Source organism: Mycolicibacterium neworleansense, assembly GCF_001245615.1.
Lineage (GTDB): Bacteria > Actinomycetota > Actinomycetes > Mycobacteriales > Mycobacteriaceae > Mycobacterium > Mycobacterium neworleansense.
In genome coordinates this window covers 1,540,222-1,558,404 of record NZ_CWKH01000002.1, presented here as the reverse complement: position 1 = coordinate 1,558,404, position 18,183 = coordinate 1,540,222, and the positions used below count along the sequence as shown (strand labels likewise).

2 protein-coding genes are annotated in these 18,183 nt (G+C 66.6%); both read right to left on the bottom strand.

Annotated features, from left to right (window positions below; translation table 11 throughout):
• Position 1 precedes the first annotated feature (1 nt).
• Positions 2 to 262: a DUF7161 family protein gene (locus BN2156_RS23075; protein WP_090517180.1), complete on the bottom strand. Its 261-nt coding sequence runs from the start codon at positions 260 to 262 to the stop codon at positions 2 to 4.
• On the bottom strand, positions 259 to 18,177 hold the full coding sequence (locus tag BN2156_RS23070; protein WP_090517179.1) for a toxin glutamine deamidase domain-containing protein: 17,919 nt from the start codon (positions 18,175 to 18,177) through the stop codon (positions 259 to 261). The genes BN2156_RS23075 and BN2156_RS23070 overlap by 4 nt, the downstream gene beginning before the upstream one ends.
• Positions 18,178 to 18,183 lie beyond the last annotated feature (6 nt).

The following is an 18,183-nucleotide window of genomic DNA, read 5'->3' as shown; positions in this document are numbered from 1 at the left end:
CCTACTCCTCTTCGCCGTCGTACAGCGCCAACTGGTCGAAAACCACCAAGGCCACCCGGTCTGGATCATCGGTCGGGTGCACCCGCAGGGTGTGGTGAGGATTCGGTGCATCATCGACGATGATCACCGTCTTGATCCCGGCCGGGAGGTTGGCCGGCCAGTCGATCTCGTCGGTGGGCTCCTCGACCAGCACCCGGGCGCGCTTGCCGCGCAGTCCGGACTGGTTGTGGCGCAGCGGCGTGTACCGCTGGTCCTCGGTCATGGGCTGTCCTCCTCGGCACCTGGGAGCGGCAGGTCGGTCGGGCCCCTCATCGGGGGCAACTCGGGCGGGTTGTCGGGGTCGATACCGAGCTCTGCGTTCACACTGCCACGGCTGCGCGTGGAGCTGGCAACGATGGCCTCATAGATCTCGTCCCCCTCCAGTCCCTTCGCGCGGTTTTTCGCCACGAGCTCGTCAAATGTGGGGTTGGGTTCATTGTCGTTCAGCCATTCGGCCAGTCGCCGGTCCTCCATCAGAGACCGGGTCCAGCTGCGGATGGTGGCCCGCATCCCGTACAAGATCCTGGCTCGCTCCTCGGCCCCGACGCCGTCCCGCAGCAGCTGTTCCCGGAGCTCCCGCATCCGAAGTTCGAACGTCGTGTAGACGGTGCGCGTCTCTTCGTCGGACAGGGTCCCAGCAGCGTAATGGCTATGAGTGGCGCCGTCGATGATGGCTTGGTAGACGTCGTCGCCGGTAAGTCCCTTGGCCTCGTAGCGGGCAGTCAGATCCTCGAATGTCGGCGCACTCTCGTTGGCAGACAGCCAGTCGGCGGCCGGCCGGTTCTCCATCAGCTCACGGGTCCAGGCTCGCAGGGAGCTGCGCAGGCCGGACAGGGTCCTGGCCCGGTCCTCGGCGCTGACCTCGTCGCGGATCATCTGCTCGTTGAGCGCCCGCATTCCGAGTTCGAACTGCGAGTACACCGCGCCGGTCTCGATGTCGGAGAGGCTGCCGGGGACGAGTCGGCTGTGGGTGGCGGTCTCGACGATCGCGTCGTACACCGCATCGCCGGTCATGCCCCGCTCCTCATTGCGGGCAACCAATTCATCGAATGTCGGGTTGGCCGTGTTGGTCGAGAGCCACTCAGCAGCAATGCGGTTGCTCATCAAGTCATATGCCCACGAGCGCAGGACATTCCGAGCCTCGGCCAGTTGCCGTGCACGTTCCTCTGCGGTGGCACCGTTGCGAACGAGTTCTTCATTGAGCTCACGCAGCCGGACTTCGCCGTCGGCGAATGCCGTGATCGCCTGTCCGTCGGACAGGGTGCCCGGCTGATGGGGTGGGAGTCCCAACGGGGCGAGCGGATCAACGGGCGCCGACGGCAGATACTTTACGAAGTCGATCGAGGTGTTCTCGAGTAGCTGACGGCCCAGATCTGGCTCTTCCTCTGTGGCCAGGATTGCCAGGTCGACGGGCTCAGGAAACCTGGGGTGACCGATCTCCAAGCGCTCCACCATCTCGTCGAGCTCAACCTCACCCTCGGCGCTCACCTGCTGCCGCAAATCCTGAGCGCGAATCTTGATCTGGTCCAACGCGCCTTGGAGGCGGTAGAGATCGGGTGCCCAGGTGAAGCCGCGGCGCGCCCAGGCATTGCTGCCCTGCCAGTCCGAAGTCAGTTCGATTCGGTCGACGCCGCTGCGGACGAAGTACGGCTCGAACTGGGCCAGCACCGCCTTGGAGAACCCGCGGCCCCGGTACTCCTCGTCGAGGCTCACCAGGCCGTTGTACGCGACCAGTTTGCCGTCCTCATCTCGGCTGAATGACCAGTCAAGCGCCCCGACTTCGGTGTCACCGTCGAAGATCACACCCGATATAGCGACCATGTCGCTACCCGGTACCGCCGAGGCCTCGAGCTCGACTCGGAAACGCCCGTACACACCCGACAGGTCATCGGCGAACCGTTGACCGCGCGCAGGATCCGGGTCGTCCACCAGTTCTGCGAGTGGTTCGGCGTAACGGGCATCGACCTCGCGGGTGTCGGAGCGCTGATCTCGATATTCCTGTTGTCTCTGAAGGAATTCCGGATCCGGCAGACCCCGCACATCGCCGACGTCATCTGCGTGTGCGAGCTGTGACGATGGATCGCCGAGTGGAGCAACCGCGTGGCCGTGTTCATCCAGATAGCCCACCGCGGTGCGGTCCACGGCTGTCTGTCCCCAGTGCGGCGGCCAGCCTGATCGCTGCCCGGTGCGGCTGTCGATCAGATAGATCTCACCGCCGTCATTGACGGCGAGGTAGGCATGTCCGCCCTGCCGCACACCGGCCCAGCGAGACGTGAGCACCGCCGACGAGCCCGGGCCCAGCTGCGCCAACCTGTCGGACACCTCCGCATAGGTTGCGAAATCGGCGCGCGATCCGACCGCCTCGAACAATGAACGCGCCGGCACCCCGGTCGCGGTGACAGGAGTGTCGATTCGAACGTCCCGCCCGTACCGCTGCGAAACCACATGCGCGACGCCGTAGGCACAATTGTCCGCGGGGTCCGCGTCAGGCAACCGCAGATCCTCGAGTCGCACCGAGCGCGCGGCGGCCGGATCCCGAACCTTTGTCTCCTGACCCCCCTCCGACACCACACTGCGGTGGCCTTCGAGTCCGACGCGCTCGGAGTGCCCGGTGGCGATCCGACCGAAGTTGGCGAGCGACTCGTTGCGCACACCAGCGGCCTTGTCGACGAACTTGTAATAGAAGTTGTGGATGTCGTAGTCGCCCGCTTGGGTCATCACGACCAGCGGAAACTCCGCGGCGATTCGTTGTGCACCAAAGAAATCCATCGCGGGGTCGACACCGTAACCGCCGTCTGGGCTTCCGGTCGAGCCGGGCGTGGCGCCCCCGCGCCAGGTGAACACGTCGGTGGACGACGACGCGACGTAGACGTCGACTCCGCGCCCGAATTCCCCGGCGTGGTTCATCGGACCCAGCCCGGGCGATCCGAAGAGGGTGACCGTACGGACTTCACCGCTCAATCGGCCTCCCTCGCCGGCGTAACCGGCGACGGCTGACCCCTGACAATGCCCGAAGACGTGATTGTTGCTGAACCGCTCTCCGCCCGACCAGGCGTCGCGCGCGGCGTTGAATCCGCTGACGTCGCTGTGGAAGTTCTCGCCGCCGGCCTGGGGTGCATCGTCGGCCATCGTGTCGTACCCGATCCAGGCCATCGACGCCGCTGATGCGGTGGGGCTCTCGAGCACGACCGACATCGCATGGTTGAGAGCCGATCCCATGGCCGGGCCGAGTTCCTGGATAGTCATGCCTCTACCTGGGATGTGCCACGAAACTGCTTCCGCAAGATAGGGGTCGACGCCGAATCCGACGACCGCGACACCGGCACCGCGATGTGCATCGGGGTCGAACCGCAGCAAGTAGGGACCGTCGATACCGGCGCGCCGCGCGGCCTGCGTGGCCCGTTCCAGAGCGTCCCCGACCGCCTTGGCGCGGAGCATCTCCAAGTGCTTCTCCCAGCCCAACCGGACACCGTTGTCCAGTTTGGACTGCATCTCACGACCCTTGGCCAGCCAATCCTGCATGGCACGGCTGTTCGCCTCATGGGCGGTCATCGGCGGAATGCCTTCGGCGTTGCCGATCTGCCCCGGGTACGTCTCGATCAACGCCTGCTGCTGATCGACGCTCAGCCCCTTCCACCACACCGCATTTGCCTGGGCACGTTCGACCGCCAATGGCCCGTCGCCGGTGGGGCGGACCAACTCCGCGGCCTCTACTGCCGGATTCCGTTGCGCCAGTGCCTCACGGGCGATCTGCTCTGGGGATGACGCTTCAGCTGGAAGGCCCTGGACGTCACCGACAGATTCTGCCGTGCCGAGACGAAGCGGAACGTCGTGCAATGGGTTGACGGCATCACCGTCTGCGTCGAGATAGCCCACCGCGGTGCGGTCCACCGCGGCCTGACCCCAGTGCGGCGGCCAGCCCGTGCGCTCTCCGGTCGTCGGGTCGAGCAGATAGATCTCTCCGCCGTCGTTGACCGCCAGATAGGCGTGGCCGCCGCTGCGCCCGCCGCGCCACCTCGAGGCGAGGACCGCCGACGAGCCGTCACCGAGTTGGCGCAACGTCTCTGCCACCTGATCGTAGGTGGCAAAACGCGAAGCCGAGCCGACGGCCTCGTACAGTGCCCGGGCCGGCACCCCGGTGCGGGAAGGTTCTGCGGCAACGCGGAATTCGCGTCCATACCGTTCAGACAGCGCGTCGGCGACACCGTGTGCGCAGTTCTGCGCCGGTGCTGGTAGCTCTTGGCCGGCCGCGGCCGGAGTTTCATTACCCCCCGGGTGCCCTCGTACGTCCCCGATAGCTTCGCGGCCATCGTTGTCGAGGTATCTGACGGCATGCCAGTTGGTGTTGGTGAGTAGCCGCTGCCCCAGGTCGGGATGACCGGGAGCGGTGAGACGTGCCAGATCGATGGGCTCTGGTAGGCGCGGATGGTCTGGGTCCAGCCGCTGTATGACCTCATCGAGAACGACCTGCGCTTCGGGGCCGACCTGTGCCCGCAACCTCTGGGCCGAGCTCTTGATGCTGTTGAGCGAGTCCTGTAGTTTCGCCGGGTCCGGCGCCCAGCTGAAACCCCAGCTGGCCCAGGCATACGCGCCGTCCCAGGCCGCTTCCATCTCGATCCGGTCGACGCCTGAGTACGCGTAATAGGGCTCCAACTGTTTGGCCAGAGCTTTGGAGAATCCCTTGCCCCGATGGGAGGCACTGGTGATCTCGATCATCCCGTGGAAGGCGACCAGGTTGCCCGTAGCGTCGCGGTGATACGACCAGTAGATGATTCCGACTTGTTTACCGTCGCTCCGGATGTACCCGGCGATACCGGTGGCCTCGTCTGGAACCCGCTGCAGTTCGACGCGGAAGGGGCCGTAGACCCCGGAGAGATCCTTGGCCAACTGCTGCACCCGCTGCGGGTCGGACGCATTGTCCACCACGTCGCCCACCGGTTCGGCGTAACGGCTGTCCGCCTGCCTGGTGACGGGGTCCTGGTCCCGGTATTCCTGTTGCCGGGCCACGAATTCGCTGTCGTTCGGAAGCCCCTGGACATCGCCGACCGAGTCGGCTGCCGTGTGCGGCCGGCGCGGGCTGGGGATGTCGACATCGGGCTCTGGTACTCGCCGGGGGTCCCCCGCGTCCTGGCGGCCGAACATCTGCCGCTCGGCGGCTTGGATCACCTCGTCGACAGAGCCGTGCACCGTGAGGTCCGAGGATCCGAAGAACAGCCGCACGCCCGGCCGGCCGGCATTCGACGGGTTCGTGATGTCTGACAGACCTTCGGCCTGAGCGTAGGCCGCGGTGCGGCTGTCGATCCGGGCGAGCGCAGCGTCGATATCAGTGACATCGACCGCGCCGATAACCACGGCGTCGAACCGATCGCCGCTGGTGCGCATCGGGACCACCGTTGCACCCGTCGCCTCGATTTCGGTGCGGAAGATCTGTGTGATGGCCCGGTAGTGGGCGTTGGCCACCTCGGCGCGGTTCTGAACGTGCGCATTGAGGCCGGACAGGTTCTCCAGCTGAGCCGAAATGAGAACGCCGGATCCACCGGTCTCAGCGACCCACTGACGTGCCCGCGCGACTTCGCCGGTCTTGAACTCCGAAGCTCGGCCGTCATAGAAGCCCGAAACCTCGTCGCGCCCCAGCGGTTCGTACAGGCCTTGAAGCCCGCTGCGGCCCTCGGCGCCGAGCTGGGTCGCCCGGGCCAGAAAGGAGTCCCGCTTGACTTCTTCAGGCTGCTGATAACGGGTGCGGTCGCTCAGCCGTTGTCCGGGTTGGCCTTCCGCGCTCGCGCGGCCTGCAACTTGGCCTTCACCTCCCGCTGCTTGCGGGCCAGTTCGCGTTCCATCTCCTCGACCCGGCGCTGCCTCTCCTCCGGGCTCAGACCCGTCAACCCCAGCCGCTCGTCGCGGTCCTCCTGTGACATCCGACCTCCTCGTCTTGCTGCGGTCCACGCCGAGATCTGCGTCATCGAAGATATCGCGCACATCGAGATCGGGCTGAATCGCCGCATATCCAACGTGTAGTCCCACTCCGTTGTACTCGGGCTGTCCCGGATGCTTCGGATGCGGGATGTCAGCCAGACCGTGCTGCTGTGCGTACTGCTGTGCTCTGGCGCGGACCTCGGCGATGGCCGATTCGATGGCCATCTCGTCGATGTCGCCGACCACGACCGCGCCCAACTCGTCGCCACCGATCCGCATCGGCACCACGTCGGCTCCGGATTCCTCAAGTGCGGCAAGGAATGCCGCCGACAGACCGGAGAAGTGCGCGTTCGCCTCCGTCCGGTCGGCCGACGCTTGATTGAGGCCCCGCAGGTTGGCGATATCGGCGGATACGAAGAACGCACTGTCGTTTGTGTCGGCGACGTGTTGTTGCGCACGGAGGACCTCTGAGGTCTTGAATCCCGACACTCGGCCTTCGTAGAAACCGGTGACCGTATCCATCGCCACCGAGCGATAGACCGCATCGGCGAGCGCCTCGGCCGACAGCGCTCCCTGATCCAATTGCCCGATCCGATCCCAGAATCCGGCGAGCTCCACGTCATCGGGCGACCGGTAACGCGGCGTCTCGTCGACGTACTTGACCCCGTACCAGGACGTGCGGCGCAGCATCTCGCGTCCCAGCTCGGGGTGGCCGGGTGCGGTGAGGTTCGCGAGGTCCACGGGCTCCGGCAACCGGGGATGCCCTGGCTCCAGCCGCCCGATGACCTCTTCGAGAACGACGCGGGCCTCGCTGTTGGCCGAGCGCAGCAGCCGCTGTGCGGCGACCTTGACCGAGTCGAGCGATTCTTGTAGCTCATCGGTGCGTAGATCCCAGCTGAAACCTCGCCTGGCCCAGGCATAGGCGCCGTCCCATACAGCCAGCAGCTCGATGCGGTCGACCCCGGAGCGGGCGTAGTACTGGTCGAACTCGGACAGGAACGCCTTGGAGAAGCCCTTCCCCCTCAGCTCCTTGTTCTCGATCTTGATCTCGTTGTGGTGCGCGACCAGTTGTCCGGTGTCGTCTCGGATGAAGATCCGTTCGATCTCACCGATCCGCTTGTCTCCGTGGAAGATCTCGCCATTCAGCTGGACGGCGCTGGGCAGTGCCTCCGCCTTGAACTGCACCCGGTACGGTCCGTACGCGCCTGACAGGTCCTTGGCGAATCGCTGCGCTTGGACCTGGTCCCCGGTCTCGGTGATCACGTCACCCAGCGGCTCAGCGTAGCGGGTGTCAGCGGTTCGGGTGGCGGGATCCTGATCGCGGTATTCGGGCAGGCCCTGCACGTCGCCGATCGCGTCGGCGGCGCCGAAGTACTTGACGCCGCTCCAGAAGGTGTCGGTGAGCAGATCCCGGCCGAGATGTGGTTCCTGACTTGTGGTGAGCGCTGCCAGATCGATGGGTTCCGGTAGGTCGGACCGGCCCGGGTGCAGGCGCCCGATGACGTCATCGAGGAGCGCCTGCGCCTCCGGGCTGACGTGATCACGCAGTCGGACAGCGGAATTCCTGACGTTGTTCAACGATGCCTGCAGCTTCGCCGGATCGGGGTTCCAGCCGAACCCCTGGCGGGCCCACGCATAGCCGCCGTCCTGCTCGGTGCGCAGCTCGACCCGGTCGACGCCAGAAGCTGCGTAATACGGCTCCAGCTGGGCTCGCAGGGCCTTGGAGAAGCCCTGGCCGCGGAACGCCGGATCCGGAATGTCCACCACATTCTGCTGGGCGACCAGGTTGCCGTCACGGTCGCGGATGTAGGTCTGCTGGGTGAAGCCGACCTCCTGGTCTCCGCTGAAGATCAGACCGCCGATGATGACCTCACCGGTGTCCTGATCGGCTATGGCCCTGAAGACGTCGAGGCGGTACGGGCCATAGACGCCCGAAAGGTCGTCGCCGAATTGGCGGACCTGAGCGGCATCGAGACTGTCGACGATTTCGCCGAGCGGTTCGGCGTAGGTGGCGTCCACCTGCCTGGTGGCCGGATCCTGGGCGCGGTACGCCTGTTGTCTGGCCGGGAAATCGTTGTCCGCGGCGTGGCCCCGCACGTCCCCGATGCCGTCGGCGACACCCAGCGAAACGTGCAGCGGCGCCTGCTGAAGCGGACGAACCGCAGCGCCGTCGGCATCGAGATATCCGACGGCGGTGCGGTCCACCGCCTGCTGACCCCAGTGGGGTGGCCATCCTGACCGCTTTCCGGTGTGTGGATCGACCAGATAGATCTGACCGCCGTCGTTGACCGCGAGATATGCATGGCCGCCCTGACGGTCGCCGGCCCAGCGCGACGCCAGTACCGCCGACGAGCCGTCGCCGAGATCTTGCAGTGTCGCGGTCACGTCGTCGTAGCTCGTGAACTGGGCGGTTGATCCGACCGCCCGGAACAGCGCCCAGGCCGGAACGCCTGTGCGCGAAGCCTGTACATCCACTCGGTAGGGCCGCTCATACCGCTGCGTCAGCTCCGCGGCAACGCCGTGCGCACAGTTCTGCGTCGAGGACTGCTGTCCGCCAAGTCCGAGCCAGCGTTGTACCCGGGAGATCAATCCGGTATCCGGCTGAACCCGATCCTCGGCAACGGGCATGTGCCGGACGAAGTTGACCCCGGTGTCCTGCAACAGGTCTCGGCCCAATTTCGGCTCGGCCGCAGTGGCCAGGGTGGCCACCTCGACAGGCTCCGGCAGACGTGGGTGACCGGGTTCGAGCCGGGCCACCATGTCCGCCAGCGCAGCGCGTCCCTCCGGGCTGAGCCTCGGCGCCAGCCGGCCGGCCGCGCTCTTGATGCTGCCGAGCGATTCGGCCAGCCGGCGGGGGTCCGGATCCCAGGTGAATCCTCTCCGCGCCCACGCATTGCTTCCGGTGTCGTGGGATTTCAGCTCGATCCGGTCGACGCCGGAGTCCACGTAGTAACGCTCGAGCTCAGCAGTCACCGCCTTCGAGAAGCCCTGACCACGCAGGTGCTCGAACTCCTCTTTGATCACCAGCCCGGTGTGATAGGCGACGAGATTGCCGTCGCTGTCGCGTTCGAACCTGCGCTGGACCGTGCCGATCTCGGTGTCGCCGTGGAAGATCTTGCCGGTGAGGATGACCTCGCCGCCGACGATCTCGCCCTGGAGCTGGACCCGGTGCGGTCCGTAGTTACCCGAAAGATCCTGGGCCAGTTGACGTACCGCGCCCGGATCGCGGCTGTCGACGACCTCGTCCAACGCCTGGGCGTATCGGCTGTCCACCGGCCGGTTGGCGGGATCCTGCGAACGGTATTCGGCTTGACGCCGCCCGAAATCGGGATTGTCTCGGTGCCCGCGCACATGGCCGACCTCATCGGCGGCCGTGAGCCTCAGCGGAGCGTCGACAGCGCTGCGCCCCACCGGATTACCGGTGGGGTCGAGGTACCCCACCGCGGTCCGGCTCACCGCGTCTTGTCCCCAGTGCGGCGGCCATCCCGAACGTCCCCGGTGCGGATCGACGAGCCGGATGTCCCCGCCCACGTTCACCGCGAGATAAGCATGCCCGCCACCGCGCCCGCCGCTCCACCGCGACGCCAGGACAGCCGACGCTCCGTCACCGAGTTCGCGCAGGCGCTGCTCGACCTCGGCGTACGTGGCGAATGTCGCATCGGTCCCGACCGCTTCGAACAACGCGCGGGCTGGGACGCCGGTTCGCGTCGGCTGCGTGGCGAGCTGGACTTCGCGGCCGTACATCGCCGACAACTCCTGCGCGACTCCTTGTGCGCAGTTTTGGCCGGATCGCCACGGCAAGTTCCAGATTCGACGCACCGAGGACCCGGCAGCGGGCTCCACGGTGTGGCGGCCCTCGGCGGTACGGTGCGGCTCGATCGCGACCCGGTCGGAACGGCCCGCGGCGATCCGGCCTAGATTGACCAGCGATTCGCTGCGTCCCGTCGAATTCGCGTGCAGGAAGTAGGCGTGATGCGTGCCACCGGTGTGCAGGTGATTCATCCCTGCCGGGAACTCTGCGGTCACGCGCACCGCCCCGAAGGCATGCATTGCCGGATCGACACCGAGACCGACGCCCAGAATCCGGCCGGAAGATTCAGGTGTGCGGCCGCCGAGCGCGGTGACCACATCCCGCGACGAGGACGCCGCGAAGACGTTGTCCCCGAGCCCGAATTCGGATGCGTGGGTGATCGGGCCGGCCCCAGGCGACCCGACCAGCGTGACGGTGCTGACGTGATCCCCGAGCCGCCCGTCACGGCCGGCGTAACCCGTCGTGGTCGACCCGTACGAATAACCGAAGACGTGATTGCCGGCGAAAACCGTTCCATTACTGCTGGATTCGTGTACCGCATTGAACGCGGTGATGTCGCTGTGGAGGATGTCACCACCGGTGCGCGCGAATCCGTGGCCCGCAGCGCGCCACATCTTCCGGCCGCTGGGCGCGTCGTATCCGATCCACGCGATCGATGCGGCCTTGAGCCCGGGGTTCTCCGCCCGCACCGACTGCAGATGGTTGAGCGCCGAGTGACTGTAGAAACCGAGCAGCGAGTGCATCGTCGTCTGCACACCGGGCACGTGCCAGGACACCGAGTCCGCCGAGTACGGGTCGTGGCCGAAGCTCAGCAGGACACGTCCGTCACCGCCGAACTCCTGAGGGTCGAAGGCCAGCAGCAGGGGGCCGTCTTCCCCGGCGCGTTCGGCGTCGGCGCGGGCCTTGTCCAGCGCGCGGTCCAGCTGGTTGACCTTCGCCAGGAACTTCCGTTCAGCGCGGGAGGGCCGCTCGAACTGGTCGATCTTGGTCTGGACGAGGTCCGCGCGATCGCGAAGTTCCTGCAGGACATTGCGATTGGCGGCATCACGGGCTGCCGCCGGAATCCCTTCCGCGTTTCCGATGTGCTCGGGATACGTTTCGATCAGTGCCTGCTTTTGAGTCTCGGACAAACCGGCCCACCAGGTCGCGTTGTTTCGGGCACGGGCAGCGGCCTCCTCGGGCACCCCGAGCGGATTGCGCAGTTCGTCCGGCTGCACTGCCGGTGTCCGCTGTCTCAGGGCGTCCTTCGCGATAGCCTCGTCAGCGGTTGTGGTGTGGTCACCCTGCACGTGTCCTACGGCATCGGCGTCGAGCAGTTGCCTCCTGATATTGCCGTCCAGCGGGTTGACGGCGACGCCGTCGGCATCGAGGTACCCGACGGCGGTGCGTCCGACCGCGTCCCGGCCCCAGTGCGGCGGCCATCCCGAGCGTTGACCGCTGTGCGGGTCGAGCAGGTAGATGGTGCCGCCGTCGTTGACCGCGAGATAGGCGTGGCCGCCCTGCCCCCGGCCGCGCCAACGGGACGCCAGTACTGCCGACGAGCCCGGGCCCAACCGTCGAAGGGCGGCCTCGACCTCGGCGTAGGAACTGAACCGGGCGGCCGACCCGACCGCCTCGAACAAGCTCCGGGCAGGCACCCCTCGCGGCGACAGCGGAGCCTCGACGGTGATGTCACGCCCGTAGCGGACCGACAGCTCCTCGGCGACGGCGTAGGCGCAGTTGGTGCTGCGCAAGAAGTTCGGGTTCCAGCGGTTGCGGCCATGCACTGAGTGATGGGCGCCAGGATCGTCGGCCAGCTGCAGCGGGCGCCCGAGCGCCGGCTCTACGGTCTGCTGTCGCATTCCGCCCACCAACGGCCGGCGGCGTTCGTCCAGGGTGCGGCGGCCCTCGGTGTCGACCTGGTTCGCGTGACCGGCGGCGATCCTTCCGAAGTTGGTCAGCGATTCGCTGCGGATCTGGAGGGTGCCCGGGTCCAGGTAGGACCAGTACAGGCTGTGGGTCATCCGCGACCCGGCCCCCATGTGGTCGCGTGCCGCGGGGAATTCGGCGGTGATCCGGCGGGCCTCGAAGATGTCCATCGCCGGGTCGATGCCCTGACCCATCTGCCGAATCGTGCGGCCGCGGTCGCCCCGGCGCTCGCCCCCGAGCCCCGTGGTGCGGTCCCGCGAGGACGCCGCCACGAACACGTTGTCCCCGATACCGAAATCAGCCGCGGTGCGCAGGGGTCCCGCGCCGGGCGAACCGATCAGCGTGATGGTCTCAACCTGACCGGCCAGTCGGCGGCCGTACCCGGCGTGACTGACCGTCGTTGAACCGTAGGAATGCGCAAAGATGTGGTTTCCGCTGAAATGACTGCCGTCGCCGGTGAATACGTCCCGTCCGACGTTGAACGCGGCGATGTCACTGGCGAAGATCTGTCCACCGTTCTGCGCCATCCGCTGGAATCCGACCCGCGGATCCCAACTGCCCGGGGCCTGGTAGCCGATGTAGGTGATCGCGGCCGCAGACAGGCCCGGGTTCTCCTGCAGGGTGGACTGCAGGAGGTTGGCCGCGCGCATGGTCATCGCCCGCAGCTTGCCGATCGTGGTCGTCATCCCCGGCACGTACCAGGAGACCGACTGCGCGGTATACGGATCCGCACCAAAGCTGACGATCGCGCGCCCGACCCCGCCGAAGGCCTGCGGATCCAGTGCCAAAAGGAACGGTCCGTCGACGTTGAGCCTGGTGGCATTGCGTTGCGCCGAACGCAGACCCGACTCGATGTCGTGCATCAGATCGATGTAGTTCGACTCGAACTTGTTGAGCGCAACTCCGTTCTCGCGGCGCGACAACAGGAGGTCACGGTGGTCCAGGTACCGGCGCAGCATCTTCGAATTCGCGTCGTGCCTGGCCTTCGGGGGAATGCCCTCGGCGTTACCCACCTCATGGGGATAGGTCTTGATCAACGCCTGCTGCTGAGTCTCCGACAACCCGGCCCACCAATGCGCGTTGGCCCGCGCCCGATCCACCGCCTGATCCACCGGCACCTTGTGATCGGCCGGGCTCATCAGATCAGCGGCTTTGATTCCTCTCTCCGCCAATGCCACATCGGCCACCACCCGGTCCGGCACGGCCGTCTGTTCGACATCGCTGGACTCCGCTGCCGGCAGTTCTTGCGCCGCGCGAGCGACGTCCGTCGTGTTGTCCACGGGCACCTGGGCTTCGGAGACCTCGGCGGGTGAATTCCGGAAGCGCGGATTCCAGAAGTGCCGACCCTCCACCGAGTGGTTGGAGGTCGGGTCGTCGGTCAGCCGTAACGGACGTCCGGTCGCGGGTTCGACTGTCTGCTCCCGGGTACCACCGAACAGCCGTCGGTTTCGTTGGTGCAGGGTGCGATGCCCTTCGGTGTGCACCTGGTCTGCGCGGCCGGCCGCGATTCTGCCGAAGTTGGCCAGCGATTCGCTGCGCACCTGCAAAGTGCCGGGATCCATGTAAGCCCAGTACAGGCTGTGGGTCATCCGCGACCCGGCTCCCCGATGGTCAAGGGCAACCGGGAATTCCGAGGTGATGCGGCGCGCGCCGAAGATATCCATCGCCGGATCGATGCCCTGACCCATGCGCCGAATCGTGCGGCCGCGGTCGCCGGCATGTTCACCGCCGAGCCCGGTGGTGCGGTCCCGTGACGACGCCGCCACAAACACGTTGTCCCCGATACCGAAATCAGCCGCGGTCCGCAACGGCCCGGCCCCGGGCGAACCGATCAGCGTGATGGTCTGCACGTGATCGGCCAGTCGGCGGCCGTGCCCCGCGTGGCTGACCGTCGTCGACCCATACGAGTGCGCGAACACGTGGTTGCCACTGAAATGGCTTCCATCCCCGGTAAATACATCCCGCCCGACGTTGAACGACGCGATATCGCTGGCGAAGATCTGCCCGCCATTCCGTGCCATCCGCTGGAACCCGACCCGCGGATCCCAACTGCCGGGGGGCTGGTAGCCGAGGTAGGTGATCGAGGCTGCTGACAGGTCCGGGTTCTCCTGCTGCGTCGAGCGCAGCTGGTTGAACGCGCGGCGCATGATGGTGCCGAGCCGCTCGATCGTGGTCGTCATCCCCGGCACGTACCAGGACACCGACTGCGCGGTATACGGATCGGCGCCGAAACTGACGATCGCGCGGCCGACCCCGCCGAACGCGTCCGGGTCCAGTGCCAGCAGGTACGGCCCGCCGATTCCGTGCCGGACGGCGTTCCGCTCGGCGGTGCGCAGCGCGGACTCGATGTCGTCCATCAGCTTGATGAACTTTTCCTGCGCTTCGGTGAGGGCGATCCCGTTGTCACGCTGCGACACCATCAGGTCGCGCCGGGCGGCGTTGCGCTCCAGCATGATCGAGTTCGCCCGGTGACGCGCCATCGGCGGGATGCCCTCGGCGTTACCCACCTCGAACGGATACGTCTCGATCAACGCCTGCCGCTGCGCGTCCGACAACCCGGCCCACCAGTGCGCATTCGTCCGCGCCCGATCCACCGCGCGATCCACCGAGACCCGGTGATCGGCCGGGCTCATGATGTCCTTGGGCTTGACGCCCAGCTCATCCAGCGCGTCGTTGGCGATCTCGCGCTTCGTGCGAGTGTCCAGTTCACCGGTGGCCTGCACCTCGGACTGCCACCGTGGATTCCATGGGCGGCGGGTTTCGCGGTCGCCCTGGGTACTGGTCTCACCGTCGAGCCGCAGCGGCCTGCCTGCCGCGGGCTCCACCGTACGTTCCCGCGTACCGAAGTATCTCCGCGGCTGTCTATCGACCGTTCGATGCCGGTCGGTGTCGATCCGATCGGCATGCCCGGCAGCGATCCGGCCGAAGTTGGCCAGTGATTCGCTGCGTACCCCGGCGGCGCGGTCGGCGTAGCGGTAGTAGGAGTTGTGGGTGCCCCGGCTGCGGGCCCGGTCCATGTCCGAGGAGAACTCAGCCGTGACGCGTTGGCCACCAAAAGTATTCATGGCCGGATCGACACCGAGCCCGAGACCGAAGACGCGCCCGGCCGAACCGGGGTCGCGGCCACCTAGTGCGGTGAACGGATCCCGCGAGGACGAGGCGACGAAGACGTTGTCTCCGATACCGAAATCGGCCGCCGCACGCACCGGACCGGTGCCCGGTGAGCCGATCAGAGAGATGGTTCGAACGTCATTGGCCAGTCTTCCGTCGCGGCCCGCGTAGCTGGTCGCGGTGGTGCCGTAAGAGTGGGCGAATACGTGGTTTCCGCTGAAATGGCTGCCGTCGCCGGCCATGGTGTCGCGGGCAGCGTTGAACGCGCGGATATCGCTGTAGAGGATCGCGCCACCCTCGCGGGCGAGCGTCTGACCGGCAGCGCGCCAACTGCTCAGACCACTCGGGGTGTCGTAGCCGATCCATGCGATCGAGGCAGCGCTGACCTCCGGATTCTCCTGGGTGGTCGACTGCAGGTGGTTGAGCGCATCACCCATGAAGGCGCCGAGCTGGTCGATCGTGATGCCCTGGCCTGGCACATGCCAGGACACCGAATCCGCCCGGTAGGGATCGGCGCCGAAGCTGACCACCGCGCGGCCGTCACCGCCGAATGCCGTGTGGTCGAACGACAGGAGTTGGGGACCGCCGAGATCGGACTGCTGGGCCAACTGCCCGGCTCGGGTCAGGGCGGCGTCTATCTGATCGAGGCGGGCGAGCAACTTGCTCTGACTGCGCGTGAGCCGATGCCCACTGTCCCGCAACGACTTCAGCTGGCTGCGGCTTTCGCTCAACGAGATGGTGTTGGCCTTGTGCCGGGCCGATGCCGGGATGCCTTCGGCGTTGCCGATGTGCTGAGGGTAGGCCTCGATCAGGGCGAGCTGCTCTGCTCCGGTCAGCTGTGACCACCATGCGGCGTTGCTGCGTGCCCGGGCGTCGGCCGCCTCCATCAGGCCCAGCGGGTTGCGCAATCCGTCGATCTGAACCGGCGGGATACGCCGTGCCAACGCGGAATCGGCCACCATGCTCTGGGGCACCACATTGCGCCACCGCTCGCCTGGCGACGTGTCGCCGTCGTTGTGCGCGTCCGGAGTCGGATCGCCCTGTGGCGGATGACCCTGCACGTCACCGACGGCGGCAGCGGCGACCAACTGTTGCGGACGGCCCTGAAAAGGGTCGACGGCTTGCCCGTTCGGATCGAGATAGCCTACGGCTGTGCGCAATACGGCGTCTTGACCCCATCCGGGCGGCCATGGAGTACGGCGCCCGGTGTTCGGATCCTCAAGGAAGAGCTGTCCATTGTCGTTGACGGCGAGGTAGGCGTGGCCACCCTGGTTCGGGCCGCCTGACCACGCGGACACCAGAACAGCCGACGACCCGGGAGCCATCTGCCCCAGCACACTGTTCACATCGGCGTAGGACGCGAACTGGGCTGCCGAACCGGTGGCCTCGAACAATTGGACGCCGGGCCTGCCGCGAGCTGATGTGAAGGGCGCCAGGCGGATCTGGCGGCCATACCTGTCCGACAACGCCTGCGCAACCCGGTCCGCGCAATCGTCGGAGTCCTCGGTCCGACTGTCGGCCGCCGGGGCCTGCACTTCCTGCTGCTGCGAACTGGCCTGGTTGGCTGTGGCGACTGTGTCCTGAACGCGCGCGGCTGGCACGCCCGCCGCATCGGAACTCACCGCCGAGGATGTCGGCGTCGATTTGTCCGTCTGTGCCTGCGGCGTCGGTGACTTCGAATTCTCTTCGCGAACATCAGGAGTGGACGTCTTCGCGGCCGGAGTCGCAGTTTGTGCCTCGGTGCGTCCGGTGGATGCCGGCGTCTGCGATGTGGTCGGCGGCCCTGCCTGCGGGACCGGAGCCGCGGTCTCAGCCTGAACCGGGTCGGGCTGAGCGAGGTCTGGTTGGCTGGTCTCAGCCTGCACCGAATCGGTGGCCTGGCCGGTATCGATGGCCTGTGCGGTATCGATGGTCTGTGCGGTATCGGTCGTTACCGGGGACTCCGCAGTCTGCGCCACCGGCATCGGAGCTGCTGCGCTGTCGTGTTCCTCCGAGAGTTGCGCGTTCTGGGTCGTGCCGGTGTCAGGTTCGGGCCCTTGCTGAGCTTGGTCGTGACCGGAGATCGGTTCGGCCGTCTGGTCATTGTCGGTGGCATCGGTCTTGTCGGTGGCCGGTGTGTCGTCGTCGACCTGCGACTGGTCGTTATCCGATTCGGCCGTTTCCTCCTCGGCCCTGTGTTCGTCGCCCGTACGATCCTCGGTGCTCGACTTGCCCGCGGAGCTCTGCTTTGGCGCCGACTCATGTTGTGCTACCCCATTTTTCGATCCATTGTTGGCGGTGTTCGACGGCGCGGCCTTCGGGGCAGCGGGAGCTGTCGCTGCACTGCTGGTCTTGTCGTCAGCAGGAGCGGTTTCACTGTCGGCATCGGGTTTTGCCGCGGTCTGGAGATCGGACGGACCATCCGGGTCGAGCCCGGTCAGCTCTCCGGTCGGCGCGGTAGGACCGGGTTCCGATGACGCCGCCGCCGGGTTGGTGTTGTTCTGGGTGGGGTGATGGCCGAGTCCAGCGCCCTTGAGCCCGCCGATGCTGGTCGAGGTCGAACCGGCGAGGATCGCCAATGTGTCGAACTCGCCACCGACAGACATGGTGCCTGCCACGTTGCCGACCACCCCGGCGGTGAACATGACCGTTGCGCCCTTGCCCGCTGCGGAAATCCGGTTGCGGGCCGGTCCCAGCGCATGGCCCATGGGCACCGCAGACGCCCCACCGGCGCCACCACCGACCGTCGAGGCAATCGCCGTCTGCTTGAACCGGTCCCAACGGTAGTCGGCGTGCCCTTCGTTGGCCTGGATGCCCTGGACGATCCCCTCTTGGAGCAGGCCCTGCGCCAACTCCTCGACAGCTTCCTGCCCGGTTTCGTGCAGGAGCCTCTTCATCATCGTCTTGGTCAGCAGTTCGCCCATCTTGGCGGCGACGCGCCGTAGCGCTGCCAGCACGATCTGGCGGATCGTGATGACGGTGGTCTGCTCGATGACCGGTATCGCCGCGGTCGACGCCCCGTAGGTGGGACCCGACATTGACAGGCAGTACGAGATCTCGGCGGCGGCCAATGCCAGTCCGACGATGATCGAGAGCTTGCTGTATTCGATCTCGGTGCCGAAGTTGGTGGCACCCTCTCCCATTCCCGAGACGCCCTCGGCGAGTTTGTCCACCGTGTAGTCGCCGTCGAACAGCATGGCGAACTGGCGCTCCGCGGCCTCGGCAGTGTCACCGAACAGAACCGACATGGTCTCTCCGCGAACCCTGCTCAGTTCCGGAATGAGTTCCTGCATGGCCTCGGCCGCAGCTTGATAGTGCTCGCCGATTCGGCGGGTGCGGGTTTCGCTGCCCTGCGGCCACTCACCACCGGCGAGGTATGACACCCATTGGAGGTCGGGCGGGATCTCGATGTCCATAAGCGA